Genomic DNA, 26036 nt, shown 5'->3' with positions numbered 1-26036 from the left:
CTCACGAACGTGACAATTTCCGGCTTTGTTGAAGCCGGCGCCATGTCATTTCGTGAGTACCGAGTGCGGCGTACCGGACGTGCCGGGGCGTTCCTCCTCTTTCCGTCCGCGCGCCGCGAGAACCCCTCCGGCCACCGCGAGGAGGCCTCCGGCCACGGCCGCGCCGACCGGCAGCGTCTCGCCCAGCAGGCGCAGCCGGCCGCTGTCGCTCTCGGCCTGGCGCACGGCCTCCTTCTGGGTCCGGGCCGTGAACGCGATCTCCTCGGCGTCCAGCAGGACGGCCGCGTCCTCGTCCGCGCCCGGAGCCCGCAGGGTCTGCCGCGGGCCGGTCTGCGCGCGGAGCACCCGGCCCGTGCGCTGGTCGACGATCAGCTCGATGCCGTGGTTGGAGTACCACTCCTCGGCCAGCACCTGCGGACTCTCCGGCCGGTCGACGAGGGCGCCCGGCACCAGCCGGGTGCCGGACTTCGTCGGCGGCACCGAACCGGTGAACCGGTACCCCGTGTAGCCCTGGACCTTCGCGGTGCCCCGGTAGCGCATGACGACCGTGTCGCCGAGGGTGTTGTCCCACCACCGGTAGGAGCGTTTCTGCACGTCGAAGGGGAACTTCAGGTACGCCTCGCCCTCGATGCGCGGCGTCTCCTCGCAGCAGTGCACGGGCTTGGTGGTCCTGCGGTCCAGCACCCAGCGGTGCGGGGTGAAGGCCAGCGCGTCGTGCGGGTCGGCGGCCGGCAGGGACGCGTCCGTGTCGACCGTGGTGATCACGTCCCACACGGCGTTCCCGCTGCGCTCGCTGTCCTCGACGTCGCCGCGCACCCGCTGGGTGATGGTGATCCTCCGGTCGGGCACCGTCTCGACCCGGCCGGTGTCGAAGACGCTGCCCCGGCCGGTGTAGACGGCGGTGGTGTCGATGTCGATCGGGTTCACCGCGGCACGGGGGTGCACGTACCACGCCAGCAGCGGTGCCAGCACCAGCAGGAAGGTGCCGACACCCAGCAGGACCAGGGAGAAGGGGGAAGCTGTACGGCGCATCCGGGCGCTCCAGAGGCTCGGGACGGCTCGACGCGGAACGGCCGAGGCCGTGGAGGAATGTGCGCGGGACGTATGGGCCGGGAACCGTAGGCCCCCTCTTGACGGGGTGTCAACGCCATGCCGACACTGGGCACGACGGTGCGGGGGTGGTCGGTCACGGTGCGGGGGTGGGGAACCTCCCGACAGAGAGGCTGACCCTGCGATGTCCAGATTGCTCGCCGCCGCGCTGACGGTCGCGCTCGCCGCGGCCCTCGCCGTCGGCACCGCGCTCGGCGTGGTCGCCCTGCTCGAGGCCCGGCCCGACCAGCCGAACACCCCCATGATCACCTATGAGCGGACCGCCGGGAGCACCGGGCCGTGACCGCCTCCCGGACCGCCGCGGCCCGTTCCGCCTGGCACGACGTACCGCGCCACCAGGTGCGCCGGTTCGCGGAGATCGCCATGGCCGAGGCGCCCGCGCTCGCCGAGCACATCATGAGCGAGATCCGGCGCGAGTACCCCCACCTGCCCGTCGTCCTCGACGACTCCGGCGATCCCATGGCCCTCGTCGGGATCCGCCGCGCCATCGAGGTCTTCGTCCAGCACGTGGCGCACGCGGACTACTCGGCCGGGCGGCCGACCGTGCCGCCCGGCGTCTTCCAGGAGTTCGGCCGCGGCGAGGGCCTGCACGGACGGTCGCTGGACTCCCTCCAGGCGATCTACCGCCTGGGCGTCCGCCTGGCCTGGCGCTGCTTCGCCGACATCGGCCAGCGCGTCGACATCCCCCCGCCCGCCATGTACGAACTGGTCGACGCGGGCTACGAGTACCTCGACGGCCTGGTCGACCAGTCCGTGCGCGGATACGCCGAGGCCGCCGCCCGCCAGGCGGGGGAGCTGCTGCGGCTGCAACGCCGGCTGATGGAACTGCTGTTCACCGAACAGCACCGGGGCGACCCCACCGACGCGCTGGCCGAGCGGGCCGCGCGGATCGGCTGGCCGCTGCCCGGGAGGGTCGCCGTCGGCGTGCTGCTGCGCCCGGCGCGGGAGGCGGTGGCGCCCGCGGTGGGGCAGGGCGTGCTGCTCGACATGGAGTACGAGCAGCCGCGCATGGTGATACCCGAGCCGGACGCGGCCGGCCGCCCCGAACTGCTGCACCGCGCGCTCGCCGGCTGGTCCGGGGCGATCGGGCCGCCGGTGGCGGTCGCCGACGCGGCGAAGTCGCTGCGCTGGGCGGAGGCCGCGCTGCGTCTGATGGAGCGCGGGCTGCTGCCGGCCGGCGAGGTGCTGCACTGCACCGAGCACACCGAGGCGCTGGTGCTGCTCCAGCCGGAGGAGCTGATCGACGACCTCGCGCTGCGCTGCCTCGCCCCGCTGACGCACTGCGGTCCCACGCACGGGCGGCGGCTCGCGGAGACGTTGCTGGCGTGGCTGGAGACCCGGGGCGGGGCGCCGGAGGTGGCGGCGCGGCTCGGCGTCCATCCCCAGACCGTCCGCTACCGGCTGCGGCAGATCCGCGAGCTGTGGGGCGACGAGATCGACGACCCGGACCGCCGCTTCGAACTGGAACTGGTCCTCAGGGCCCAGCGGCTGCGCGGCACGCTGGGGGACCCGCGCCTGGGGTGACCTGCGACGGCGGAGGTACGGCGGAGCCGGCCCGCCGTGTGCCATTGCCCGGTCCGGCCCGGATGGCTAGCCTGTGTGTTCGCCATTCCGATCGCCTGTTGAAATCTCGAACGAACGCAGGCGCCTGAGACACATTAGGGAGGGGGCCGGTCGTGGGACGCCTCGTACCAGCCGTGACCCGGGCTCTCGACATTCTCGAGCTCTTCCTCGACGGGGACGGGACGCTCTCCGCCCCCGACATCGTGCGCAGGCTCCAGCTGCCGCGCACCACCGTCCACGAGCTGGTGACCACGCTCGCCGCCCGGAAGTACATCGTCCCGGTGGCCGGCCAGCCCGGCCGCTACCGGCTCGGCGTACGCCCGTACCAGCTCGGCGCCCGCTACGCCGAGCACCTCGACCTCGCCGCCGAGGGCCAGCAGGTCGCCCGGTCCGTCGCCGAGACCTGCGACGAGACGGTGCACGTGGCGATCCTGGAGGACACCGACGTCATCTACATCGCCAAGGTGGACTCCACGCACGCGGTGCGGATGGTGTCGGCGGCCGGCCGCAGGCTGCCCGCCCACTGCACCTCCGTCGGCAAGATGCTGCTGGCCTCCCTTCCCGAGCAGGAGCTCGCCGCGCGCGTCCCCGACGACGCCGAGCTGGTCGCGATGACCCCCAACAGCATCACCGACCCGGCCGCCCTGCGCGAGACCCTTGCGGAGATCCGCGCCCGGGGCGTGGCCGTGGAGAGCCGCGAGTCCAACCCGGACGTCTCCTGCGTCGCCGCGCCGGTGCGCGACCGCACGGGACAGGTGGTCGCCGCGCTGTCCATCTCCGTGCCGATGATCCGCTGGAGCGACGAGCGCCTGGGCGAGCTGGAGGAACTGGCCGTCAAGGGCGCCGCCGAGCTGTCCGAGCGCCTGGGCCACCGGAGCGCGGCGTGACGCACACCTTCGACGTGGCCGTCCGCGCGCAGGCGGCCCTGGGCGAGGGGCCCACCTGGGACCCGGCCACCGGCCGCCTCCTGTGGATCGACATCCTCGCCTCCCGCGTCCACACCTGGGACCCGGCCACCGGCCGGCGCACGCTGCGCCGCACCGAGCAGCACGTGGGCGCGGTCAAGCCCCGCGCGGGCGGCGGCCTCGTCCTCAACCTGCGCGACGGCGTCGGCCTGCTCGACCCCGACGGCGCCTTCCGCTGGCTGCACCGGGAGGCCGTGCCCGGCCGCCGCGCCAACGACGCCGCCGTCGCCCCGGACGGCGCGCTGTGGGCCGGCACCATGCGCTACGACGAGGCCACCGGCGGCGGCACGCTCTCCCGGATCACCGGGGACGGCACGGCCGAGACCGTCCTCGACGACGTGACGGTGAGCAACGGCACCGGCTGGAGCCCCGACGGCCGCCTCATGTACTACATCGACACCCCCACCCGCCGCATCGACGTCTTCGACCACGACGCGGCGACCGGCCGGATCACGGGCCGCCGCCCCCTGGCCGGGATCGAGGAGGGCGCCGGTTTCCCCGACGGCCTCACCGTCGACGCCGACGGCTGCGTCTGGGTCGCCCTGTGGGACGGCGCCGCGGTGCGCCGCTACACGCCGGCCGGCGACCTGGACCGGGTGATCCCGCTCCCGGTCCCCCGCGTCACGGCCTGTGCCTTCGGCGGCGCCGGCCTGACCGACCTGTACGTCACCACGGCCCGGGTGGGCCTCACGGCGCCCCACCCGCTGGCGGGTTCGCTGCTGGTGCTCCCCGGCGTGGGCAGGGGCCTCGCACCGACGGCGTTCGAGGGCTGAGCCGGGACCGGGCGGGCGGACGGGCCGGCGGGGCCGGACCGTCCGCCCGCCGAGGCTTTTCCGTCCGCTGAGGCCCGTCCGCCCGGTCGGAGGCCCGCCCGCTCAGAGGCCCGTCCGGTCGAGGCCCTGGAGGACCTTCCGTTCGCCCGGGGTCATCGGGGCCTCCGGCAGCGGCGGCAGCGGGGAGCCGGCGAGGGCGGCCAGGAGCGCCGCCGGGTGGAACATGCGGGTCGGGGGCGTGCGCATGCTGGTGACGTCCCAGATCGCGGAGGCCGCCGCGTAGGAACCCGTGGCCGCCTTCATCATGCGCCGCGTGTACGCCGCGACGGCGCGGTCGGCGACGCCCCGCCGGCCGCCGCGCACCCCCGGGTAGAGCACGTCCTGGCCGACGGCCATGGACCACGCCGCGTCCACCGACCGCGCCGCCCCGCGCAGCACCCGCCGGGCGAGGCCGGGCGCGGTGAGGCCGCAGCGGCTCACCTCCCGGCCGAGCACCCGCGCGCCGAACGCGGCCACCGACATGCCCTGCCCGTACACCGGGTTGAACGTGCCCAGCGCGTCCCCGAGGACGGTGAAGCCCTCCGGCCACCGCGCGGACCTCTCCAGGTACCGCCGCACGTTGCTGGTGGACCGGCTCAGGTGCACGTCGGTGAGCGGTTCGGCCCCGGAGATCAGCCGTCCCACGAGGGGGTCCGGCAGCGCGAGCGTGTACCGCAGGAAGCCCTCCGGATCCGCCGGCGGTTCACCGCCCCGGGTGCCGCCGAGGCTCACCATCCACCGGCCGCCCTCGATCGGCAGCACCATCCCGCTGCGCCCCGGCCGGGACCCGTACGGGTCGGGCTGCACGATGGTCAGCGGGAACCGCTCCGCCCCCTCGGGCACCCGGTAGACGCGCGTCGCGTTCACCAGACCGGAGTCCACGGTCCGTTCCTCGATCCCGCGCAGCCCGAGCCCTGCCAGCCAGGTGACGACCCGGGTGCCGCGCCCGCTCGCGTCGACGACGAAGTCCGCCTCCAGGTCCGTGTCCCCTCCGGGGGCGGTGACGCGCACCCCCCGCACCCGTTCCGGGGAACCCGTCAGCCCCACCACGGCGGCCCTGCGGACCTCGACCGGGCAGTGTTCCAGCACCGCGGACCGCACCTCCCAGTCCAGCAGGGCCCGGCTGCACGTGAGCATGACGGGACCCTCGCGCCGCCACCGTCTGAGCCAGCCCTCGGGGGTGAGGGCGAGCATGCCCGAACTGAGGGATATCTCGTGGGCCCCGGCGGCGAGCAGCCGTTTGCGCAGGCCCACGCCCGGCACGAGGTCCTCCATGACGGCCAGCCCGCCGGCCATGAGCAGGTGCGCGTGGCGTCCCTGCGGCAGCCCCTTGCGGTGCTCGGGCCCCTCGGGCAGGTCGTCGCGGTCCAGCACGATCACCTCGTCCACTCCCGCGGCGGACAGGACGGCCGCGGCCAGCGTGCCGGCCAGGCCGGCACCGATGACGACTGCTCTACGCGACATGGGGCTCCTCGGGTTCGGTCATGGGTCAGGCCATGGACGGCGGCGCCGCGCCGTCGGGCGCGGCGGTCGGCGCGGCCCCGGCGGGCGGCCGGTCCAGCGCCTGGGCCAGCTCCACCAGCCCGCCGGTGCCGGACACTTCGGTGGCGTGCAGACGGTACGTGCCCGTGCTCTCGGGCGGCTCCTCGCGGGCGGCGGCCCGGCGCGCCGCGTCGGCGAGCATCGCGGCCTCCGCCGCGAGGCGGGCCTCGTGGGGGGAGCGGCCCGCGCTCAGGGCGGTGTCCCGCACCCGCTCACGGACCCGGTGGTCGAAGTACGGCGCCAGCGCGAGCAGGGCGTCGTGGATGGACACCTCGCGCCACTGGAGCCGGGCCTGGGGGAGCTGCCACCAGGAGGCGGGGGGCCGGGGGGCGGTGGACACCGACTTCACCAGGGACCACAGCGGGTCCAGCCGCCGGTAGTCGCCCAGCCCCCGCCACTGGGCGAGGGCCGGCGGCAGCAGCCTCGGCAGCACGAACCCCGCCGCGCACAGCAGCGCGGCCAGCGAGGCCATCGGCGGGGCGAGCGTGGTGGACAGGAAGTCCAGGTCGTGGCCCGACCAGCGCGCCACGACCGCGGTGTACTTGGCCAGCTGGAACCCCAGCACGTCCAGCAGCGCCCCGCACAGGATCAGCCGCAGCCCGATCCGCAGCAGCCCGGTGACCTCGCGGCCCCACTTGACGCACACCGCGCACATCACCAGCATCGCCGCACTGTGCCCGAGCAGGTACAGCAGGATCATCTCCCGCATGAACGGGGTGTTGGCGTAGTACGTGTCCAGGTCCGTCAGCCGCTCGGTGTCCGCGTCGGCGAGCGCGAACAGCACGACGATGGCCGCCACCAGCGCCCCGTACGCGGCGATGCTGCGCAGCACCATGCGCCGCACCCGCCCGCGGGGGCCGCCCCGCCAGTTGATCAGCAGCACGAGCACCGAGCAGCTGTACGCCGAGAGCATGCCGTAGGTCAGCGGCGCGCCGAAGTTGGGGACGCCGGTCAGCTCGTTGACGGCGGACAGGGTGGCCGGCGCGGCGCAGACGAAGACCAGGGCGCCGAGGGCGATCGCCACGCAGGTGGACAGGGTCAGCGGGCTCCGCACGGCCGTGCGCGGGCGGCGCAGCAGCAGCACCGAGGACATCCCGAAGACCAGGGCCCCCAGGTACACGACGAGACTCACGCCGGACGGCTCCCTTCGGCCGGCCCCCGGGTGCCGCGGCCCCCCCGGTTCACGCCGCCCCCGCCGTGGTCCTGCCGCCGGACACGGCGGCGGCCGGCGGCCCCGGGACGGCCCCGGCCAGCGCGTCGGCGATCCGGGCCAGGCCGGCCGGTCCCGGCACCCGGTCGAGGAGCCGGCCGGAGGCGCCGGGCCGCGGCGCCTCCCGCCCCGGGTCCGCCTCGTGCCGCACCGCCGCGGTGATCACCGCGGCCCAGGCGGCGGCCTCGGCCCGCTCCGGATCCCCCGTCGCCTCCAGCACACCGGCGAAGGTCCGGTCGTACACCTCCCGGTCGAAGTACGCGTCCAGGTGGCTCAGCGCGTTGTGGATGCTGGTCTGGCGCCACACCAGCCGGGTGGTGGGGGAGGTGAAGCGGGGCCGGGGCAGCCGCAGCGTCCGGCGGGTGAGCAGGTCGTCGAGCGTCCGCTCCAGCGGTTCGAGGCGGGCGTACGTCCGCCGGGCCCGCCGCCACTCCGTCACCCGGGGCGCCACCAGCGGGACGAGCACCCCGACGACCGTCAGCAGGGCGCCGAGACCGGCGGCGGCCGGGGAGACGGCGGTGCCGAGCGCCGACCAGTCCCGTCCGGACCAGCGGGCGCCCACCGCGACGAGCTTGGCCACGCTGTACCCGGCGCCGCACAGCGAACCGGTCCCGAGCAGGACCAGGCCCACCCGCAGCCCGCCCCGCACCCGGCGCGCCCAGCGCAGCGACGACACCGTGGTGACGGTCACCGCGGTGAGGTGCGCGACCAGGTACAGCACGATCATCTGGGCGATGAACGGGGTGGTCGCGTAGTAGGTGTCCAGGTCGGTGCGGCGCTCCACCGGCGCGTCGCCGAGGGCGAAGGTCACCGCGATGCCGAGGACGACACCGGCGTAGGCGAGGATCCAGCGCCGGGCGGTGCGGTGCACCCGGGGCCCGCCGCGCCAGTGGACGATGAGGACCTGGGAGGCGGCGCAGTACCCGGTGATCGCCGCGTACGTCAGCGGCGCGGCGAGGTTCGGCACGCCGCCGAGCCGGTTGACCGCGCCGACCGTCGGCGGCGCCCCGAGGAAGAAGCAGAGCCCGGCCAGTCCCAGCACCGCGCAGATGGACCGCAGGTACGGATCGCGGCGGTGCCGCAGCAGGTCGGGGGACTTGGCCACCAGGCCGAGCCACAGCACCCCGCAGCTGGTGTAGTTGATCAGACCGCTCATTTCCTCGTCCCGCGGTAGTTGAGCGCGGCCCCGATGCGTCCGGCGAGGTCCTGGGGGTCCTCGGGGTCGCCGCCCTCCGCGGCGAACACCGAGTCGGTGGAGGCCTCCAGCCAGGTGCGCAGCCGACGCCCCATCAGCATGCCGAAGCGGTCCGCCTCCTGCTCCTCGGCCAGGCTGAAGTCGGTGCGCGCGGCGATCGGCCGGGCCTGCTCGCCGGCGGACGCCGCCTCGGCCCGCCGGCGGTTCATGTGCCACACCTCGTGGCAGAGGATCACGATCTGGTGCCACACGGCGGCCCGCTCGTCCACCACCACGTCGTCGTGGTGCTCGCGTTCCAGCCACAGCCCGCTGGCGGTGTGCGGCGGGAACGCCGCGCGGTGGACGACGACCTCACGCCCCCGCCACGCGCTGACGGAGGCGACCAGTGCCTCGAACAGGACCTCGGGATCCACCGGGACCTCCACCCGGATGGGGTCGATGAGGGCGTCAGCGAGACGACGCATCTCCTTCCTGGTACGCACCGCTGTCTCCCCGTTTCCCCGGTCGTGGCTCGGTCACCTGTGCAATATGCCAAGACGGGTGCCGTCCCGGCCAGTTCCGCGCGCGGCACGGTCACTCGGTGACCGCCACGGTGTCCCCGGGGGCCGCGGCACGGATGCGGACCTCCCGGATGTCCTCGGGGTGGCGCAGGGCGCGCGAGACGGCCCCGATCTCGCGGAGCAGGTCCGTGGTGTCGGGGTCGTGGGCGTCGTCGCCGCGGTCCGCGTCGGGTCCGGCGTCGACGGCGTCGAGGATCGCCACGGCCGCGGCGAGCGCCTTCGCCCGCTCCGGCGCGAACCCGAGGCCGAGGGCGGCGGCGTACGACCGCTCGCGCAGCCGCTCGTCGGTGCGCCGGGCCAGCGGCAGCAGCACGTCGCGGATGAAGGTCTCGCGGCGGGTCAGGCGCAGTTCGGGGCTGGCGCGCAGCACGAACGGCACGCCGGAGCCGTGCACGCTCCTCATCAGCTGGTACAGGGGCCGCAGCCGGTGGTGGGCGAGGCGGAGCCGCCAGCGCTCGTGCAGGTACTGGCCGGCGTGCGGCAGGATGAAGCCGACCGCGATCGACACGGCGGACAGGCAGGCCAGGGCGGGGGCCACGTTCAGACTGAGCCAGTCCAGGTCGTTGCCGGTCCAGCGGGCCGCGACGGCGGTGAGTTTGGCGGCGTCGAACGCCAGGTTCAGCGCGTAGCCGACGCCCAGGAACTTCAGTCCCCAGCGCAGCCAGGCGTCGAGTCCGTCGGTGCGGATCCAGTTCCAGATCAGCTTCGAGGTGATGAGGACGGCGGTGGTGTGCGCGAGGAGGTAGAGCAGGATCTCCTCGCGCATGAACGGCGTCGTCGCGTAGTAGGTGTCCAGGTCCCGGGTCCGTTCCACGGGCACGTCCGCGAGGGCGAACAGCACCCACAGCAGGGCGATCACGCCCCCGTAGGCGCGGACGACCCAGCGGGTGGCCCGGCGGGTGGCGGCGGAGCGCTCGGACAGTCCGTCGCGCCAGGCGATGATCAGCACCAGGCAGGAGCCGCAGAACGCGGTGAGCAGCGAGTACACCCAGGGCGCCGAGATGTTCGGCACGCCGGTGACCCGGTTGACCCAGACGATGGTCGAGGGCGCGACGAACACGAAGACGGCGCAGGCGAGCAGCAGCAGACCGCCGACCGCGCGCAGCAGCGGGTCCGCCCAGAGCCGGATGATCGTCGGCAGTTTGATCGCCAGGGCGGCGGCCAGGACGGCGGCCGGGATCCACCAGAAGGACGTGTAGAACTCGCTCAGGAACGAGGCCGGACCCGTGGCCGCGTCCGCGACGCCCATCGCGTGCCCCCGCTCTCGTCCGCCGCTCGTCCGCCTCCGTACTCGAGGCCGTTCGAGCCTACGCGGCCACGTGTGCCCGCGTCATGCGAACCGGTGACCGTTCTCCGGCCGCGCATGACCGCATGTGCCCGTCGCGCGGCGTCGCCCGCGGGGGCGCGCCCCGGCCGGCGCGGGAGAAGTCCTGCCCCGGGTTCTTGTCCGAAGCATTGACGCGGCCGCGCCCGACACCTACGGTCCCGTTCGAAGTTGCGAGCGCTATTCGGCATACCGAACAACCTCCGAGCGGATGGGGCAAGGTATGGGACGACCTGGCCTGGATCGCAGACAACTCCTCGCCGGACTGGGCGGGCTGACGGTCGCCGGAAGCTTCGGCTTCGCGGCGCTCGGGACCGGGGCCGACGCACTCGCCTCCGGCGCGGACACCCGGGTGCGCTACTGGAACCTCTTCAGCGGCGGCGACGGCTACAACATGATCGCGATGCTGGACTCCTTCCGTGCGGACCACCCGGACATCGCGGTGAAGGACTCCACGCTCCAGTGGGGCAACCCCTACTACACCAAGCTCGCCATGGCCGCCGCGGGCAACCGCGCGCCGGACCTCGCCGTGATGCACCTCGGCCGGGTCCCCGGCTTCTCCCCGGGCCGCCTCCTCGACCCCTGGGACGTGGACCTGCTCGCCCGGTACGGCGTGCACGAGAAGGACTTCAACCCCGACCTGTGGAAGCGGTCCGTCGTCGACGGCGAGCTGTACGCCCTGCCCCTCGACATCCACGTGCAGCTCTGCTTCTACCGCCGGGACGTGCTGAAGAAGGCCGGCCTGCTCGGCGGCGACGGCCGGATGGTGCCGGTGACGTCGACCGAGGAGTGGTTCGACGTGCTGAAGGAGGCGAGGAAGGCCGCCCGCGGGGGACTGCAGACGCTCGGCCTGCACGTCAACGACCTGAACATCCAGTGGTGGATGTTCGTCGCCTTCTACACCCAGCTCGGCGGCACCTGGTTCGGCGCGGGCAACACCGAGGTCGCCTTCGACACCGGCAAGGCCACCGAGGTCCTGGAGTTCCTGCGCCGGCACATCACCGACGGCTACACCGTCCCCGGGGCCGCCGACGCCGAACAGTTCGTCAACGGCGCCCCGTTCACCCTGGAGGGCAACTGGTCGGTGCCGGTCTTCGACACCGCGAAGCTCGACTACGGCGCCGTCCCGCTGCCGCCCGTCTTCGGCAGGCAGGCCACCCACGCCGAGTCCCACGCCTTCGTGCTCCCGCACCGGTCCGGCCGCGGCGGCACCGGGAACGACGCCGCCCACCGGCTCGCCGCCTACGTCGTGCGGCACGCCCGGCAGTGGGCGGGCGGCGGGCACATCCCCGCCTACACCCCGACCCTCACCTCGGCCGCGTACCGGAAGCTGGAGCCGCAGAGCGAGTACGTCTCCGCGATGGACCACCAGGCCACCGAGCCGAAGGTGTGGTTCGCGGGCTCCACCGGGCTGCTCGCCCAGCGCATCGGGCCCGTCGTGATGGCCTCCACCGCCGGTTCCGCCGATCCGGAGACCGCCGCCGCCCGGATGAAGGGCGTCCTCGCCCACCTGCTCGCCATGAAGAACCCGATGGACGGCCGCACCGCCGCCGAGGGAGGTGCGGCCGCATGACGACCGCCAGTGCCGAGACCGTCGTGGCCCCGGCGTCCGCGCGGGCCGCCGCCGGCACCGCCGCCGTCCGCCGCCGCCAGGGCTTCCAGCACGGGGGGTGGTTCGTCGCCCCGTTCCTGGCGCTGTTCGCCCTGTTCGTGATCTGGCCGCTGCTGCGGGGCCTGTGGCTCAGCTTCACCGACGCCAACATCTCCGGCGACGACGCGGACTTCGTCGGCCTCGACAACTACCGCGAGGCCCTCAGGGACGACCTGATGTGGGACTCCCTCGGCCACAGCGCCTATTTCACGCTGCTGGTCGTGCCCTGCATCACCGTCCTGGCGTTCGGGCTGGCGATGCTCGCCCACCACATCGAACGCGGCACGTGGCTGTGGCGGCTGTGCTTCTTCATGCCGTTCCTGCTGCCCTCCACCGTCGCCGGCAACCTCTGGCAGTGGCTGTTCAACCCCGGCACCGGCGTGGTCAACCACGTCCTCGGCATCGAGACCCCCTGGCTGTCCGACAAGTCGTACGCCATGCTCGCCGTCGTCGTCTGCACCCTGTGGTGGACCGTCGGCTTCAGCTTCCTGCTCTACCTCGCCGCCCTCCAGGGCATCCCCGCCCACCTGTACGAGGCCGCCAAGCTGGACGGCGCGAACGCCTGGCACCGCACGGTCCGCATCACCCTGCCGATGCTGCGCAACATCACCGGCCTGGTGATCGCCCTGCAGATCCTCGCCTCGCTCCAGGTCTTCGACCAGGCCGTCGTCATGATGGACTTCGGCCCCGGCCCCGAGGACTCCACCCGCACCTTCGTGCAGTTCACCCTCGAAGAGGGCTTCACCGCCTACCGCGTGGGCTACGCCTCCGCGGTCTCCATCATCTTCTTCGTGCTCATCGCGGCCGTCGCCCTCGCACGGATGTGGCTGCTGCGCAACCGTGAGGAGGGCGGCCGATGACCACCGCCGCAGCACCGGTACGGACCAGGAACCGCCGGGGCTGGACCCCGAGCCAGATCGTCCTCACCCTGCTCGGCGCCGCCGTCGCCGCGGTGATCGTGTCGCCGCTGGCCTGGGCCCTGTTCACCTCCCTGAAGTCGGAGACGGAGGCCGTCGAGGTGCCCCCGCACTGGCTGCCGGAGGACTGGACCGGCCAGGCGTGGTCGGCGATGTTCGAGACCGGCAACATCACCGACTGGTTCGTGAACTCCCTCGTCGTCTCCGTCTGCGTCACCGCCGTCGTCCTGCTGGTGAGCGCCCTGGCCGGATACGGCTTCGCCCGCACGGAGTTCCGCGGCAGGGCCGTCCTGATGGGCGTGGTGATGGCCGGCCTCATGATCTCCCCGGCGGTCCTCGGCGTCCCGCTGTTCACGACCGTCCAGCAGATGGGGATGGTCGACACCTACTGGGGCATGATCCTGCCGCAGTGCGCGCCCGCCGCGATGGTCTACATCCTCTACAAGTTCTTCCAGGGCGTCCCGCGCGAGCTGGAGGAGGCCGCGTTCATCGACGGCGCCGGCCGCTGGCGGGTCCTCTTCACCGTCGTCCTCCCGCTCTCCCGCCCCTCCCTCGCGGCGGTCGGCATCTTCACCTTCATCAGCTCCTGGAACAACTTCCTGTGGCCGTACATGGTGACCAACGACCCCGACCTGATGACCATGCCCAACGGCATCGCGACCGTCATGAACTCCTACGGCATCCAGTGGGCCCAGCTCATGGCCGGCGGCCTGATGGCGGGCCTGCCCCTGATCACCGTGTTCGTCTTCTTCCAGCGGCAGATCGTGGCGGGCGTCGCCCATACGGGACTGGCGGGACAGTGACCGCGCGCAGACCCCCCACGGCCGTCGCGGCGGCGGCCCTCCCGGCCCCGCTGCCCCACCCGGCCCGGGCGGCCGGCCACCCCGGCCCCCGGCCGGTCACCGGCCGGCGGATCGTCCACGGCCCCGCCGTGATGCGCCCGAAGTCCGGCGGACACGCCGCCCGCTCCACCGGCGGCGTCACCGGCGCCCGCCCCCCCGGGGACGGCCGGCACCGGACCGACGCGGGCGACGCCTTCGCCCGGGGGCACGAGCAACCACCACGCACCGGCACCGCACAACGCACCGAAAGGACCCCATGCGCACCGCCCGTTTCACCCTGGACCCCGCCTTCACCGTCGGCGAAGTCGACCCCCGCCTCTTCGGCTCGTTCGTCGAACACCTCGGCCGCTGCGTCTACACCGGCATCTTCGAACCCGGCCACCCCACCGCCGACGCGGAAGGACTGCGCCGGGACGTCCTCGACCTCGTCCGGGAGCTGGGCGTCACCGTCATCCGCTACCCCGGCGGCAACTTCGTCTCCGGCTACCGGTGGGAGGACTCCGTCGGCCCGGTGGAGGACCGCCCCCGCCGCCTGGACCTGGCCTGGCGCTCCACGGAGACCAACCGCTTCGGCCTCTCCGAGTACATCGCCTTCCTCAGGAAGATCGGCCCGCAGGCCGAGCCGATGATGGCGGTCAACCTCGGTACCCGGGGCGTCGCCGAGGCCCTGGAACTCCAGGAGTACGCCAACCACCCCTCCGGCACGGCCCTGTCGGACCTGCGCGTCGAGCACGGCGACAAGGACCCCTTCGGCATCCGCATGTGGTGCCTGGGCAACGAGATGGACGGCCCCTGGCAGACCGGCCACAAGACCGCCGAGGAGTACGGCCGCCTGGCCGCCGAGACCGCGCGCGCCATGCGCCAGATCGACCCGGGCGTCGAACTCGTCGCCTGCGGCTCCTCCGGCCAGTCCATGGAGACCTTCGCCGAGTGGGAGGCGACGGTCCTGAAGGAGACGTACGACCTGGTCGACTACATCTCCCTGCACGCCTACTACGAGCCGGTCGACGGCGACGTCGACTCCTTCCTCGCGTCCGCCGTGGACATGGAGTCGTTCATCGAGAACGTGGTCGCCACCTGCGACCACGTGGGCGCGAGGCTCAAGTCGAAGAAGAGGATCAACCTCTCCTTCGACGAGTGGAACGTCTGGTACCTGTCCCGCACCGAAGCCCAGGTCAGCGCGCTCGACTGGCCGGAGGCGCCGCGCCTGCTGGAGGACAACTACAGCGTCACCGACGCGGTCGTCTTCGGCTCGCTGCTGATCGCGCTGCTCCGGCACGCCGACCGCGTCACCGTCGCCTGCCTCGCGCAGCTCGTCAACGTGATCGCCCCGATCATGACCGAGCCGGGCGGCCCGGCCTGGCGGCAGACGACGTTCTTCCCGTTCGCCCAGGCCTCGAAGTACGGCCGCGGCGAGGTGCTGGACGTCCGCGTGGACTCGCCGACGTACGGGACGAGGAAGTACGGCGAGACGGACCTGCTGCACGCCACCGCCGTGCGCGCGCAGGACGGCTCGGTCACCGTGTTCGCCGTCAACCGCGGCCGCACCGGGCCGCTGCCCCTCGAGGTCGCCCTGGGCGGCCTCGGCCTGACCTCGGTCGTCGAGCACAGCGTGTTGTCGGACGCCGACCCCGACGCCCGCAACACCCTCGCCGAGCCCGAGCGGGTCGTCCCGCACGCGGCCGAGGGCACGACCCTGGCCGACGGCCGGCTCTCCGCCGTGCTGGAGCCGCTGTCCTGGAACGTGATCCGCCTGGCGTGAACCCCGCCCGGGGCGGTGGGCTCACCTTCCCGGTGAGTCCACCGCCTCCACCGGCACCCCGCCCTCCGACGCGCCCAGCAGCGTCAGCCGGACGTCGCGCGGGCCCGCGGGTGTGGTGCCGTCGGACAGCACCGCCAGGGCCAGCGTGTTGGAGCCGCGTGTGCGCAGGATCCCGTTCGGCAGGACGAAGGTGTGCTGCGGACCCACGTCGTTGATGTACTGGCCCATGTTCCAGCCGTTGAGGAAGATCTGGACGCGGTAGGCGCGCTCCGGATCGTCCTCGAGCGTGAGTCCGATCGAGGCGTCCACACCCGGGTCGACGTCCAGCCGGAAGTCCGTCCGGTACCAGGCCACCCCCTGCCGCCGGTCCTCGCGCGGGAACTCCACGGCCTCCCAGTCCCGGTCGTCGTGCCCCGGCAGGTGCCAGCCCTCGCGCTCCCCGTGCAGCCCGCCGTTGTTCAGCGGCCCGCGCACCCGGTCCGGCTCCACGGCGCCCTGGATCCGCCAGTCCACGTCCCGGGAGCCGCCCCCGAAGCCGACGGACAGCAGCCCGCGCGCCGCCCGGTGCGTGTCCTTCGCCCCGCCGGCCACCCGGTCCCCGTCGTGCTGCATCCGCCGTACCAGCACGGACAGCACGTGCCGGCCCCGTCCGCGCAGCTCCTCGGGCACGCCGAAGGCGGCCGTGGCCGTCCACGTGCCCCGGTCCGCCGTGTCCCGGTCCGGCACCGGCATGCGGTGCGTGCCCAGCGGCCGCCCGTCCAGCCAGGCCATCAGCAGCCCCTGGGTGCCGGTGCCGTAGGACAGCGACACCTCCTCGATGCCGCGCGCGTCCTCGAACCGCCCCCGGTACCAGACGTCGCCGTAGTGGAAGCCGTAGTCGTCCGCGAAGAGGACGGGCCCGCCCCCGGGCACGGGCGTGGTGCTGCGGGACGACGTGCGGTCGGCGGCCGTCCACGCCGAGTCGTCGAAGTCCGGCTCGGACTCCGGGTTCCCCTCCCGCCGGCGCCAGCCGTCCAGCGCGGGCAGCCGCACCGCCGGCACCCCCGGCAGCAGCCCCTCCATCAGCAGGCTCCCGGCCCGGCTGAGCTGGGTGCGCACCGGCCGGCCGTTCCAGGTCACGGTGGTGATCCCGCGCGGCGCCCACACCTCCAGGCCGGTCTCGCCGACGACGTCGCCGGTGAGGTGGACCGTGTGGCCGCGCACGGTGGCCGAGCGCAGCAGCGCCGGGCCGTAGACCAGCAGCGAACCGGACGGCGTCTCGTACGGCCACAGCCGCAGGGCGGTCGCGTCGTCGGCGAACAGCAGCAGCATGGGCGTCTCGGAGTCCCCGCCCTCGATCAGCACGCGGCTCAGCCCGCCCACCCCGAGCGGCACCACCACGTTCAGCCTGCCCCGGTCGTAGGCCCACGCGGGCTCGTCGTCCAGCCGGCTGGTGATCGGCTGGGTGTCGCAGTCCAGCGTGACCTGCGCCGTCTCGCGGTGCCGGCCCGTGAACACCGCGATGTCCTGCCGCCCGGCGGTCAGGTTCAGCATGGGCTGCGCGGTGGAGTACGCCAGCCTGCGCCGTCCCAGCTCCAGGCCGGTGACGAGCAGCTTGGCGTCCCGCGCCCCCACGGTGACGGGCATGTCGACGCCGGTCCCCGGCAGCATCGAGGTCACCTGCTCGGCGGAGTCGTTGCGCAGGACGTACACCTGGGCGCCGGTGTCGGGGTTGGCCAGGTGGTACACCGTGATCCGCCCGTCCGCCGCCCGCACCTCCCCGGCCGGCTCCAGCCGCGCGAGGTCGGGCACCGTGCGCACCAGGTGCCCGAGCTGGTGCAGCGGGGCCAGCTTCGGTGTCTGCCGGCGCCCCTCGTCGATCGCCGCCCCGTAGTCGTACGAGGTGTAGACGCCCGGTGAGGGCAGCCAGCCCCACGAGGTCCCGCCGAACGCCACGCGGACGTTGTGCACCGTGATCCCGTTGGCGAGGTGGGTGAGGTACGCGCGCCGCTCGTACGCCGCGTCGTGGGTCCGGCGCACCTCCGCGTACCCCTTGCCGCCGGACGACACCCCGCCCCACGGATCGGCCGTCCCGCCGGCCGCCCCGGCCACGAAGCCGGGCGTGCGCGCACCGGCCCCGCGCCCCCCGAAGTGCCCGAGGTCCGGCGGCACCTCGCCGGGCGCGGTGTCCACGTCGGCCCCGTACAGCCAGTGCCCCTTCTCCCGGCCGGCGCCGAAGGCCCCCGGCCCCCGGTTCCCGTCCGCCCCGCCGCCCGCGTAGAACAGCGGTACGTCGATGCGGTCGGCGCGCACCTTCTCGTACAGGCGGGCCAGGTAGGCGCGCCCGGCCGGACCGTCGGCGGGGGCGTCGTACCCGTCCTCGATCTGGTACAGCAGCACGGTGCCGCCGCCCCTGGTGTACAGGTGCCGGACGGCGATGGCGTCGACCGCGCTCAGCCACTCGTCGACGTGGAGCAGGTACGCCGGGTCGGCGGTCCGGGCGGTGCCCTCGGCGGCCGTCAGCCACCCCGGGAGGCCGCCGGCGTCCACGTCGGCGGAACCGCTGTACGGCCCCGGGCGCAGGATGACGTACAGCCGCTCCTCGGCGGCCGTGCGCAGGAACAGGTCCAGATCCCGCACCCCGGTGAAGTCGTACCGTCCGGGCGCGGGGGAGTGGTGGTTCCACGGGACGGGGACGCTGACCGCGTTGTGCCCGTGGGCGCGCAGCTTCTGCAGCACGTCCCGCCACAGGGAGGGGCTCGGCAGCCGGAAGGGGTGCATCTCGCCGGACCACAGCACCAGGCGCCGGCCGTCGACCAGCAGCGAGTGCCGGTCGAAACCGACCTGGTGCCGCCGGCCGTCCGCGCTCGGCGGAGGAGGAGGCGGTCCCGTCGGCACGGCGCGCGCCACGCGTGGACCGGTCGCCGCCCCGCCGCTGCCGGCCAGCGCGAGACCGAGCGCCGCCGTACCGGCCAGGGCGGTGAAGGTTCGCCTGCTGAGCTCCAAGGGAGCGCCTCCTGTTGTGCCTGTGCTGTGCTGTGCCGTGTGGTGCGTGCGTGAGGGTGTGTGGTGGGCCATTGTCCACGGACCGGACCTCCCGCGTTCACACGGGGCCGCGGTACGTGGTGTTTCGTCCGGTTGTGGCGCGGTGGGTGTGAATGGCCGGAGTTCACCCTGTCCGCCGCTCGCCGCGCTCCGTACGATGCCAGCGCTCCCGGCCTTCACCGCACCTCCATGCCTCCTTCACGGGGCCGGGAGCACGCGCGCCCGCCTTATTGGCATGTACATGACGCTTCAACCGGGGCGAGACATCACCCCCACGGAACAGAGGGAGAACCATGGCTGGTGGCCTGCTCCTGAGCGCGGCGGTGGCCACGCTCCTCACCGCCGCGACACCCGTGCACGACCCGTCCTCCGGGTTCGAGGACCCGCCCCCGGACAGGATCGTCATCAAGGTCGCCACGGTGAACGGTTCGGGGTGTCCCCAGGGCACGGCGGCGGTCGCCGTCTCCGAGGACAACACCGCGTTCACCGTGACCTACAGCGACTACCTCGCCCAGGCGGGCGGCGACTCCGACCCCACGGCATCCCGCAAGAACTGCCAGCTCAGCCTCATCGTCCACGTCCCCCAGGGATTCACCTACGCCGTCGCCAGCGCCGACTACCGCGGCTTCGCCTCGCTCCGGCCCGGCGCGAAGGGGACGCAGCGGGCCTCGTACTACTTCCAGGGCTCCCCGAACACGGAGTACCGCAGCCACCCCTTCTCCGGCCCCCTCGACGACAACTGGCAGGCCACCGACACGACCGACTGGGCCCAGCTGGTCTGGGCACCCTGCGGGGTCCAGCGCAACTTCAACATCAACACGGAGCTGAGGGTCGGTGCGGGCACCACGTCCCCCGAGAAGGTCAGCTTCATGACGATGGACTCCACGGACGGGGACATCAGCACGGTGTACCACCTGGCGTGGAAGGAGTGCCCGGAGAACTGACCGGCCGCCGGCGGGCCGCCACGCCCCGGACCGGGTGCGCCGTCGGCCCGCCGGCTTCCGCCGTGCCGCTCGACGACGTCCGCGAAGGCCCGGGCGTCCGCGGGCGGCACCCCGGCCGGCGGCCCCGACGTCACCTCGCGACGTGCGCCACGAAGTCGGTCCACGCGGTGGGGGAGAGGGCGAGCCGGGGGCCGGCCTTGTCCCTGGAGTCGCGTACGTGGACGGCGCCGGGGTGGTTCGCGACCTCGACGCAGTCGCCGGAACCACTGCTGCTGCGGCTCGACTTGAACCAGACCAGTTCGCCGGTGCCCATGGGTCTCCTCGCCTCCGCTGCAACAGGCTCACGGAGTCCGGAAGGGACAGGGCCTGCGCGCGCATCCCGGCACACCGCCTCCGGGGCACACTGACCACTTTGCGGTCAGTGATCAACTGTCCGCTCTGCTGGCCCTCGATGTAGGCGGAACCACTGGCTCTCCGGGGTTTCGGGCAGTTGCAAAGGGCCGTGCGGCCCGGCGCGCGACTCCCGCGCCAACGGCATGACCTGGCTGTCGACGTTCCGCAGCTCGGCGATCTCGAGAACGTGATCGATGAGTTCCCGCGCGACGCCCGCGCCTCCCGTGTGCCGCAAGAGAACGTGCTCTTCGACGACCGCGGCCGGTTCCGCCCCGGCCGCGCCGGACGGCGCCCCGGGCGGCATGCCCTCCGGCGGGCCCGGAGGCACGGGCCCCGGCGCGACCGAGGTGAAGCACGACGGCTTCGTGGGCGTGACCACGGACGGCGAGGTCGTCGAGGACCTGTACGCGATCCACTCCACCGGCGTCTCCACCGACGCGGTGGTGAAGGCGGCGCAGGCGTTCCTCGACGGCCCGTCGGCCGAGGAGCGGCGGGCCGCCGTCTCCGACGCCGCCGACGACGACGAGTGGCTCGCCCGGAGCGACGTCGACGGCCACCAGCGCGAGGGCGTCCGGTGCGCCCGCCCTTCGGGCGGACGGCGGTCTGTTCACAGGCTCTGAGCTGAACCGCCGAGGGGGTGGTTCCGGAACACGCCGGAGACCTGCCTTCTGCCGGCGGCAGAACACCGGCCCGGCCGGGCTCGACGATCACTACAGTCCAGGCTCATGACGACGGTGACAACGCGCACGATCGAATACGCGGCCGACGGCCTGACGATGATCGGGCACCTCGCGCTCCCGGCCGGTGTCGACCGCCGGCCCGCGGTCCTGGTCGGGCCCGAGGGGGTGGGGCTCAGCGACGTCGAGCGCCGCCGGGCCGATGCGCTCGCCGGGCTGGGATACGTGGCCCTGGCCTTCGACCTTCACGGCGGGCGCTATCTGGGCGACCCCGAGGAGATGCTGGCCCGTTGCATGCCGCTGCTCGCCGACCCCGACCGGATGCGAGGCATCGGCCACGCGGCGCTCGACGTGCTCCGCGCCGAGCCGCGGACCGACCCGGACCGGATCGCCGCCGTCGGCTACGGCACCGGGGGCATAATCGCGCTGGAACTCGGGCGCGACGGCGTCGACCTGCGCGCGATCGCGACAGTCAACGGACTGGCCACGGGCCGACCGGACGAGACGGCGCGCATTCACTGCCCGGTGTGGGCCGGGGTCGGGTCGGAAGACCCGATCATGCCGCCCGCGCAACGGGACGCATTCACTGCCGAGATGCAGGCTGCGGGCGTCGACTGGCGCCTCGTGGTCTACGGCGGCGCCTTGCACGCCTTCCACCACCCGCCGGTCGGCCACATCACGCTTCCTGGGGTCGGTTATCACCCGCAGCACGCGCAGCGAGCCTGGCGGGACGTCGTCGGCCTGCTCGCCGAGTGCCTGCCCGTAACGGAGTGATCTGGGCAGGCCGGGATTTGTTCGCGGGCTCTGACGGCTCGTCGCTTCGGGGCATCGCTCCGGGGAGCGTCATTCGGACTCCTGCGGACGGCGGCGTGCGGGGATGCCGAGGTGGACGGCCGGTCGCTGAGCTCGGCGCCGGGTCTCGTCGCGCTTCGCGCGGAGGAAGGTGGGGGGGAGGCCGATGCCCTCGATCTCACCGATCCAGCTTTCGGTCTCGGCCTGCGTCCTGCGTTGCACGGACGCCGATCAGCTCCGAGGCCCGGACTCCGCTGGAGACGTGGCAGTCGGGCAGGGCTCGGTCCCGCTCGCAGCCCATGGCCGCGAACAGCTCGTCCCGCAGCGGGTCGGAGACGGAGCGCGGAGGCCGACTGGCGACCTTCTGACGCAGCCCGGCCCTGGCCCAGTACCGGCTTGGGCTCCAGCGGGCTCAGGTGGCTCAAGGCCCGGCGTCGCTGTGGCGGGACGGGCACCGGGTTCGCCACCGGACCGCGTCCGCGGTGCGCATGGAACGTGCAGAAGCCGCTGACCACCGACAGTGCGTGGTGGACCGTCGTCGGTGCGTCCCCGGGGCCGAGGCAGGGCTTCCCGGTCCGGGGACGGACCGTTCCAGGAGGTGGCGACTGAGGGTTGCGCCGACGGCGCTGCGGGTTCGGGGCCGTACGCAGCCGGCCGGTCAGGACGGCCGTCTCCGCCGGCGTACGGCGAGGAGTCCCAGGACGGGGACGGCGGGGGCGGCCCCGGAGGCATGGGCGGGACGCCCGCGCGGCGGCACATCCACACCGTCGTCCGCACCCCCGACGGCGGCGACCGCGGCGTGGACCTGCTCCGGCTGCGTCTGCGGAACGAGCACGGAGGCGGGGCGGGCGAGGGGGCGGTTGCCGGCCGTGGGGTGCCGGTGCCGTCCGGGCTGTTGACGCGCAAGGGGTTCGATTCTACGTTCCGTTCGAACTTGCGATCGTTGTTCGAAGTGTCGAACCAGACGTACCCCACCGCAAGGAGAAGCCGCATGAGCCGCACCCTGCGCAGACGCACCGCCCTGCTCGCCGTCCCCGCCGCCGCCCTCCTGGCGCTCGTGCCGACCACCGCCTCGGCGTACCCCGACCCGGGCCGCGTCACCGGGTCCGTCGTCACGCACGACCCGTCGATGATCCGGACGTCCTCCGGGCGGTACCTGCTCTACGCCACCGGCGGCGGGATCAGCAACAAGACCTCCACCGACCGCACCGCCTTCTCCGCCGGCGCGGACGCGTTCTCCTCGCGCCCGAGCTGGTGGCGCACCTACTCCTCCGTGCCGGAGGCCTGGGCGCCGGACATCTCGTACCACGGCGGCAAGTACCTGATGTACTACTCCGTCTCGTCGTTCGGCTCGAACACCTCGGCCATCGGGCTGGCCGGCTCGACGACCGGGCAGCCGGGCAGCTGGAGCGACTACGGCATCGTCTACACGTCGAACTCCTCCAGCGACTACAACGCCATCGACCCCAGCCTCTTCGTCGACGACGACGGCAAGTGGTGGCTGTCCTTCGGCAGCTGGTGGACCGGGATCAAGATGATCCGGATCAACCCGTCCACCGGGAAGCAGCTCTCCTCCGACACCACCCGCTACTCCCTCGCCTCCCGCCCCACCGGGACCAAGGCCGTGGAGGCGCCGTTCGTCGTCAAGCGGGGCGGCTACTACTACCTCTTCGCCTCCTACGACACCTGCTGCGCCGGCACCGGCTCGACCTACAAGGTCAAGGTCGGCCGCGCCACCGGCGTCACCGGGCCGTACCGCGACAAGAACGGCGTCCCGATGACGAACAACGGCGGGACGCCCGTGCTCGAGTCGCACGGCAGCGTCATCGGCCCCGGCGGTCAGTCGATCATGAGCGACGTCGACGGGGACCTGATCGTCTACCACTACTACGACGGCAACGACAACGGCACCCCCAAGCTCGGCATCAACCTCCTGAACTGGAGCAGCGGATGGCCCGTCGCCTACTGACCCTGCTGGCCGCGCTGCTGCTCGCCCTCCCGCTGGGGCAGCCGTCCGCGCAGGCGGCCCCGTTCGGCAACCCCGTCAAGGCGCAGAAGGGCGCCGACCCCTGGATCGTCCACCACGACGGGAACTACCACCTGGTCTCCACGTCCTGGACCGACGTCATCACCCTCCGCAGGTCGTCCACCCTCGCCGGACTCGCCACCGCCCCCAGCGTGCAGGTGTGGCAGGGCGACGCGGCCTCCCGGTGCTGCAACATCTGGGCGCCCGAGCTGCACCACCTCAACGGCCGCTGGTACCTGTACTACGTCGCCGGGCAGGACGTCCCCGACTACAACCCCACCCAGCGCAGCCACGTGCTGGAGAGCGCCGGCTCCGACCCCATGGGCCCGTACACCTACAAGGGGCGGCTCAACTCCTCCTGGATGCTGGACCCGACCGTCGCCGCCGTCAACGGGCAGCTGTACCTCTTCGGCAGCACGCACCACGGGACCCAGAACATCGTCGCCGCCCGGATGTCCAACCCGTACACGGTCGCCTCCTCCTTCTCCACCGTCTCCACGCCCACGTACGACTGGGAGCGCCAGGGCGCGGCCGTCAACGAGGGGCCGGAGATCCTCCAGCGGGGCGGACGGACCTTCCTCGTCTACTCCGCCAGCGGCTGCTGGACCCCCGACTACAAGCTCGGGCAGCTCACCCTGACCGGCTCCGACCCGGCCTCCGCGTCCTCCTGGACCAAGAAGTCCGCACCGGTCTTCCAGCGCAGTGACGGCGACGGCGTCTACGGACCCGGCCACAACGGGTTCTTCACCTCGCCGGACGGCCGGGAGAGCTGGATCGTCTACCACGCCAACGACTCCGCCTCCGACGGCTGCGACAACGGGCGCACCGCACGGGCGCAGAAGTTCACCTGGAACGCGGACGGCTCACCGGGCTTCGGCACACCCGTGCGGCTCGGGGCGAGCCGGGCCGGGCCCTCGGGGGAGCCGTCCACCGCCTCCACCACGTACACCCTCACCAACCGCAACAGCGGGAAGTGCCTGGACGTGGCGGGGAGTTCGTCCGCCGACGGGGCCGACGTGCGGCAGTACTCCTGCAACGGCGGCGCCAACCAGCGGTGGCGGCTGGAGGACCTCGGCGACGACGCGCACCGGCTCGTCAACGTCGCCACCGGCAAGGTGCTGGACACCGAGAACTGCTCCTCCGCCGACGGGGCCGGCCTCAGGCAGTGGTCGTGGCTGGACAACACCTGCCAGCGGTTCCGGTTCGCGGCCACCGACGGCGGTCACGTCCGGATCGTCAACCGGGCCACCGGCAAGGTCGCCGACGTCGCCGACTGCTCCACCGCGGACTCGGCCGACGTGCGGCAGTGGACCTGGCTGAACAACGCCTGCCAGCAGTGGCGGATCAACCCGGTGTGAGGTCCGTACGGGGTCCGCGCGAGACCCGTACGGGGTCCGCGTGAGGCCGGCGTGAGGCCCGTGTGCGGCCTCACGCCGGTCGCGGGGTCACTCCGCGCCGTCGTGGCCCCGCAGGTGGAGCGAGCGCAGCGCCACCTCGAGGGCGAAGCGGTGGTCGGGGTCGGTGAGCCGGTCGCCCAGGAAGGTGTCCAGGGTCCGCAGGCGGTAGCGGACGGTCTGGGCGTGCACGCCCAGCATCTCGCCGACCTGCTCGGCGGGCGCCCGGGTGGAGACGTGGACCCGGAGGGTCTCGACGAGCCGGTCGCGCCGCTTGGCGGGCAGCCCGTCGAGCGGGGCCAGCTCACGGGCCGCGAGATGGCCGACGAGGGCGGGGTCGGACAGCAGCCACAGGGTCGTCAGGTGGTCCTCGCAGCGGACCAGCGGGGCGTCGGGCACGACACCGTCGTCGACGAACTGGAGCACCCGGCGTGCCCAGCGGACGGAGTCGGCGGCCTGCGCGACCGGCACGGTCAGGCCCACCGCGGCACGGGTGCCGGCCAGGGCCGTGGCGAGCATGTCGAGGCGTTGCGGGGTGAGGTCCCCGGGGACGAGCAGGTGCGGCTGGGGGATGTCGAGGTCGGCGAGGACGTCGCCGTCGAGCCCCGCCTGGATGTGCTCCGGCACCGGGGGGCGGAGGGCGACGAGGGAGCACGTGCGGGGCAGCTCCCAGGCGGCGGCCTTGCACAGCTCGGAGACGGTGGTCTGGGGCAGCGGCGACGCGGCCAGGAGGAGGTGCAGTAACTGTCTTCGTAACGCGGACACCTCGGACGCGGCCCGCTCCCGCACCTCCACGTACCCCTCGCGGGTGATCGCCTCCAGTTCCTCGACGTACGCGAAGAGGGCGTCGGCGAAGGCGAGGACGAGCGTGGGGGAGAGGCTGTGCTGCCGTCCCAGCGTCTTGGCCCGGCGCAGCGCGATGCGGGCGCCGAGCCGGTAGGCGCCCTGCAGGACCTCCAGGTCGCGGCCCTCGTAGGCCTCCACCCGGCCGAACCTGCGCAGCAGTTCGTCCCGCAGCTCCGAGTTCCTGCCGGGGTCGGCCACCCGGTCCACGAACGCGGTCAGCGCCTGCTCGACGCCTTGGCGGATCGCGTCCCCGTCCGGACCGTTGAGCAGCCGGCCGTAGACCGGGTAGGCGCGGGTGACCTCGGTCCGTATCTCGTTCAGCAGCCCCGGCAGCTCCGGCCGCATGAAGGCCGCGAACTTCCTGGGGAGGGGTTCGAGCGGTTCACCGAGCACCGAAGGGCGTGCGATTGAGGGCATGAGCGATCCCTTGCTCTCCGACATGTCCGGCGGGGCGGCCGGCCGGGCGCCGCTCCCGCCGGACGGCGGA

Annotated in this window: 22 protein-coding genes and 1 pseudogene; 13 read left to right on the top strand and 10 right to left on the bottom strand. The window is 73.4% G+C overall.

The window, feature by feature from the left end:
• Positions 1-45: 45 nt before the first annotated feature.
• The gene (locus GL259_RS13380) at positions 46-1032 is read right to left on the bottom strand and encodes a DUF3068 domain-containing protein (RefSeq protein WP_159532440.1); all 987 of its coding nucleotides are present in this window, start codon (positions 1030-1032) and stop codon (positions 46-48) included.
• Positions 1033-1234: 202 nt separating this feature from the next.
• On the opposite strand from GL259_RS13380, the gene GL259_RS37645 reads away from it, so the two are divergent.
• From GL259_RS37645 to GL259_RS13365, 4 genes are all read left to right on the top strand, one after another.
• Positions 1235-1393, top strand: coding sequence for a hypothetical protein (locus tag GL259_RS37645; protein ID WP_166461484.1), 159 nt, complete (start codon positions 1235-1237; stop codon positions 1391-1393).
• A complete protein-coding gene (locus GL259_RS13375) occupies positions 1390-2634 on the top strand; it encodes a PucR family transcriptional regulator (RefSeq protein WP_159532438.1) in 1245 nt (414 codons plus the stop codon). The genes GL259_RS37645 and GL259_RS13375 overlap by 4 nt, the downstream gene beginning before the upstream one ends.
• Positions 2635-2786: 152 nt before the next feature.
• A complete protein-coding gene (locus tag GL259_RS13370; RefSeq protein WP_159532436.1) occupies positions 2787-3560 on the top strand; it encodes an IclR family transcriptional regulator in 774 nt (257 codons plus the stop codon).
• Positions 3557-4411: an SMP-30/gluconolactonase/LRE family protein gene (locus tag GL259_RS13365; protein ID WP_159532434.1), complete on the top strand. Its 855-nt coding sequence runs from the start codon at positions 3557-3559 to the stop codon at positions 4409-4411. Before GL259_RS13370 ends, GL259_RS13365 begins: the two co-directional genes overlap by 4 nt.
• Positions 4412-4513: 102 nt before the next feature.
• On the opposite strand, the gene GL259_RS13360 is transcribed toward GL259_RS13365, so the two are convergent.
• The 5 genes from GL259_RS13360 to GL259_RS13340 form a co-directional block, all read right to left on the bottom strand.
• Positions 4514-5914, bottom strand: coding sequence for an FAD-dependent monooxygenase (locus GL259_RS13360; protein ID WP_159532432.1), 1401 nt, complete (start codon positions 5912-5914; stop codon positions 4514-4516).
• A 25-nt stretch (positions 5915-5939) separates the two neighbouring features.
• Positions 5940-7124, bottom strand: coding sequence for an MAB_1171c family putative transporter (locus GL259_RS13355; RefSeq protein ID WP_159532430.1), 1185 nt, complete (start codon positions 7122-7124; stop codon positions 5940-5942).
• A 49-nt stretch (positions 7125-7173) separates the two neighbouring features.
• On the bottom strand, positions 7174-8358 hold the full coding sequence (locus GL259_RS13350; RefSeq protein ID WP_159532428.1) for an MAB_1171c family putative transporter: 1185 nt from the start codon (positions 8356-8358) through the stop codon (positions 7174-7176).
• Positions 8355-8861 carry a toxin gene (locus tag GL259_RS13345; RefSeq protein ID WP_243762296.1) on the bottom strand — a complete coding sequence of 169 codons (507 nt, stop codon included), beginning with the start codon at positions 8859-8861 and terminating at the stop codon, positions 8355-8357. Before GL259_RS13345 ends, GL259_RS13350 begins: the two co-directional genes overlap by 4 nt.
• A gap of 109 nt (positions 8862-8970) precedes the next feature.
• Positions 8971-10206, bottom strand: coding sequence for a DUF6545 domain-containing protein (locus GL259_RS13340; RefSeq protein ID WP_159532424.1), 1236 nt, complete (start codon positions 10204-10206; stop codon positions 8971-8973).
• A 298-nt stretch (positions 10207-10504) separates the two neighbouring features.
• On the opposite strand from GL259_RS13340, the gene GL259_RS13335 reads away from it, so the two are divergent.
• From GL259_RS13335 to GL259_RS13320, 4 genes are all read left to right on the top strand, one after another.
• Positions 10505-11854: an extracellular solute-binding protein gene (locus GL259_RS13335; RefSeq protein WP_159532422.1), complete on the top strand. Its 1350-nt coding sequence runs from the start codon at positions 10505-10507 to the stop codon at positions 11852-11854.
• Positions 11851-12792 carry a sugar ABC transporter permease gene (locus tag GL259_RS13330; protein ID WP_159532420.1) on the top strand — a complete coding sequence of 314 codons (942 nt, stop codon included), beginning with the start codon at positions 11851-11853 and terminating at the stop codon, positions 12790-12792. Before GL259_RS13335 ends, GL259_RS13330 begins: the two co-directional genes overlap by 4 nt.
• On the top strand, positions 12789-13652 hold the full coding sequence (locus tag GL259_RS13325; RefSeq protein WP_159532418.1) for a carbohydrate ABC transporter permease: 864 nt from the start codon (positions 12789-12791) through the stop codon (positions 13650-13652). The genes GL259_RS13330 and GL259_RS13325 overlap by 4 nt, the downstream gene beginning before the upstream one ends.
• A gap of 295 nt (positions 13653-13947) precedes the next feature.
• Positions 13948-15453 (top strand): alpha-N-arabinofuranosidase, encoded by a 1506-nt coding sequence (locus GL259_RS13320; RefSeq protein ID WP_159532416.1) that lies wholly within the window; start codon positions 13948-13950, stop codon positions 15451-15453.
• Between the two features lie 21 nt (positions 15454-15474).
• Here GL259_RS13320 and GL259_RS13315 read toward each other — a convergent pair whose 3' ends face one another.
• A complete protein-coding gene (locus GL259_RS13315; RefSeq protein WP_159532414.1) occupies positions 15475-18438 on the bottom strand; it encodes a beta-galactosidase in 2964 nt (987 codons plus the stop codon).
• A 332-nt stretch (positions 18439-18770) separates the two neighbouring features.
• Between GL259_RS13315 and GL259_RS13310 the strand changes: the two genes are divergently transcribed.
• The gene (locus GL259_RS13310; protein ID WP_159532412.1) at positions 18771-19421 is read left to right on the top strand and encodes a DUF4360 domain-containing protein; all 651 of its coding nucleotides are present in this window, start codon (positions 18771-18773) and stop codon (positions 19419-19421) included.
• Positions 19422-19551: 130 nt separating this feature from the next.
• On the opposite strand, the gene GL259_RS13305 is transcribed toward GL259_RS13310, so the two are convergent.
• Both GL259_RS13305 and GL259_RS38705 read right to left on the bottom strand, forming a co-directional pair.
• On the bottom strand, positions 19552-19734 hold the full coding sequence (locus tag GL259_RS13305) for a DUF397 domain-containing protein (RefSeq protein WP_159532410.1): 183 nt from the start codon (positions 19732-19734) through the stop codon (positions 19552-19554).
• A gap of 2 nt (positions 19735-19736) precedes the next feature.
• Positions 19737-20076 (bottom strand): annotated as a pseudogene (locus GL259_RS38705) (Scr1 family TA system antitoxin-like transcriptional regulator); the annotation flags it as partial.
• Positions 20077-20179: 103 nt separating this feature from the next.
• Between GL259_RS38705 and GL259_RS13300 the strand changes: the two are divergent.
• The 4 genes from GL259_RS13300 (at position 20180) to GL259_RS13275 (ending at position 24667) form a co-directional block, all read left to right on the top strand.
• Positions 20180-20434 (top strand): hypothetical protein, encoded by a 255-nt coding sequence (locus GL259_RS13300; protein WP_159532408.1) that lies wholly within the window; start codon positions 20180-20182, stop codon positions 20432-20434.
• A gap of 105 nt (positions 20435-20539) precedes the next feature.
• Positions 20540-21265, top strand: coding sequence for a dienelactone hydrolase family protein (locus GL259_RS13295; RefSeq protein ID WP_159532406.1), 726 nt, complete (start codon positions 20540-20542; stop codon positions 21263-21265).
• 1009 nt (positions 21266-22274) lie between these two features.
• Complete coding sequence (locus GL259_RS13280) at positions 22275-23252, top strand: arabinan endo-1,5-alpha-L-arabinosidase (RefSeq protein ID WP_159532402.1); 978 nt, start codon at positions 22275-22277, stop codon at positions 23250-23252.
• Positions 23234-24667 carry a family 43 glycosylhydrolase gene (locus GL259_RS13275; protein ID WP_159532400.1) on the top strand — a complete coding sequence of 478 codons (1434 nt, stop codon included), beginning with the start codon at positions 23234-23236 and terminating at the stop codon, positions 24665-24667. The genes GL259_RS13280 and GL259_RS13275 overlap by 19 nt, the downstream gene beginning before the upstream one ends.
• An 87-nt stretch (positions 24668-24754) precedes the next feature.
• Here GL259_RS13275 and GL259_RS13270 read toward each other — a convergent pair whose 3' ends face one another.
• Positions 24755-25966 (bottom strand): helix-turn-helix domain-containing protein, encoded by a 1212-nt coding sequence (locus GL259_RS13270; RefSeq protein ID WP_159532398.1) that lies wholly within the window; start codon positions 25964-25966, stop codon positions 24755-24757.
• Positions 25967-26036 lie beyond the last annotated feature (70 nt).

This window comes from Streptomyces sp. Tu 3180, assembly GCF_009852415.1.
In the GTDB taxonomy this organism is placed as follows: domain Bacteria; phylum Actinomycetota; class Actinomycetes; order Streptomycetales; family Streptomycetaceae; genus Streptomyces.
This window is presented reverse-complemented; position numbering and strand designations above follow the sequence as displayed.

Coding starts and splice junctions, on each gene's coding strand:
- GL259_RS13380 (WP_159532440.1), bottom strand. CDS start 1,032: ATGCGCCGTACAGCTTCCCCCTTCTCCCTGGTCCTGCTGGGTGTCGGC.
- GL259_RS37645 (WP_166461484.1), top strand. CDS start 1,235: ATGTCCAGATTGCTCGCCGCCGCGCTGACGGTCGCGCTCGCCGCGGCC.
- GL259_RS13360 (WP_159532432.1), bottom strand. CDS start 5,914: ATGTCGCGTAGAGCAGTCGTCATCGGTGCCGGCCTGGCCGGCACGCTG.
- GL259_RS13350 (WP_159532428.1), bottom strand. CDS start 8,358: ATGAGCGGTCTGATCAACTACACCAGCTGCGGGGTGCTGTGGCTCGGC.
- GL259_RS13345 (WP_243762296.1), bottom strand. CDS start 8,861: ATGCGTCGTCTCGCTGACGCCCTCATCGACCCCATCCGGGTGGAGGTC.
- GL259_RS13340 (WP_159532424.1), bottom strand. CDS start 10,206: ATGGGCGTCGCGGACGCGGCCACGGGTCCGGCCTCGTTCCTGAGCGAG.
- GL259_RS13335 (WP_159532422.1), top strand. CDS start 10,505: ATGGGACGACCTGGCCTGGATCGCAGACAACTCCTCGCCGGACTGGGC.
- GL259_RS13330 (WP_159532420.1), top strand. CDS start 11,851: ATGACGACCGCCAGTGCCGAGACCGTCGTGGCCCCGGCGTCCGCGCGG.
- GL259_RS13325 (WP_159532418.1), top strand. CDS start 12,789: ATGACCACCGCCGCAGCACCGGTACGGACCAGGAACCGCCGGGGCTGG.
- GL259_RS13320 (WP_159532416.1), top strand. CDS start 13,948: ATGCGCACCGCCCGTTTCACCCTGGACCCCGCCTTCACCGTCGGCGAA.
- GL259_RS13310 (WP_159532412.1), top strand. CDS start 18,771: ATGGCTGGTGGCCTGCTCCTGAGCGCGGCGGTGGCCACGCTCCTCACC.
- GL259_RS13305 (WP_159532410.1), bottom strand. CDS start 19,734: ATGGGCACCGGCGAACTGGTCTGGTTCAAGTCGAGCCGCAGCAGCAGT.
- GL259_RS13295 (WP_159532406.1), top strand. CDS start 20,540: ATGACGACGGTGACAACGCGCACGATCGAATACGCGGCCGACGGCCTG.
- GL259_RS13280 (WP_159532402.1), top strand. CDS start 22,275: ATGAGCCGCACCCTGCGCAGACGCACCGCCCTGCTCGCCGTCCCCGCC.
- GL259_RS13275 (WP_159532400.1), top strand. CDS start 23,234: ATGGCCCGTCGCCTACTGACCCTGCTGGCCGCGCTGCTGCTCGCCCTC.
- GL259_RS13270 (WP_159532398.1), bottom strand. CDS start 25,966: ATGCCCTCAATCGCACGCCCTTCGGTGCTCGGTGAACCGCTCGAACCC.